The sequence below is a fragment of the Pseudomonas sp. SIMBA_068 genome, from assembly GCF_046534705.1.
Lineage (GTDB): Bacteria > Pseudomonadota > Gammaproteobacteria > Pseudomonadales > Pseudomonadaceae > Aquipseudomonas > Aquipseudomonas putida.
This window is the reverse complement of sequence record NZ_JAWRYI010001213.1, coordinates 1-249: the sequence shown is the minus strand read 5'-3', so window position 1 is coordinate 249 and position 249 is coordinate 1. Positions and strand designations below refer to the sequence as shown.

The following is a 249-nucleotide window of genomic DNA, read 5'->3' as shown; positions in this document are numbered from 1 at the left end:
GATATTCTTTCCAGCGGCGAAAAACAACGTATCGCCCTGGCACGATTAATTTTACGACGTCCGAAATGGATATTTCTTGACGAAACTACCTCTCATCTTGAGGAACAAGAGGCTATCCGCTTACTGCGTTTAGTGCGTGAAAAACTACCCACAAGCGGCGTCATTATGGTTACACATCAACCCGGTGTCTGGAACCTGGCCGATGATATTTGTGACATTAGCGCGGTTTTATAAAAACAATAAAAGCCC

Annotated in this window: 1 protein-coding gene; it reads left to right on the top strand. The window is 44.6% G+C overall.

Annotated elements, in window-relative coordinates; all coding sequences use genetic code 11:
• A partial coding sequence (locus SB756_RS33385; RefSeq protein ID WP_410913673.1) for an ATP-binding cassette domain-containing protein occupies positions 1-234 on the top strand: 234 nt, incomplete at its 5' end.
• Positions 235-249: the final 15 nt, after the last annotated feature.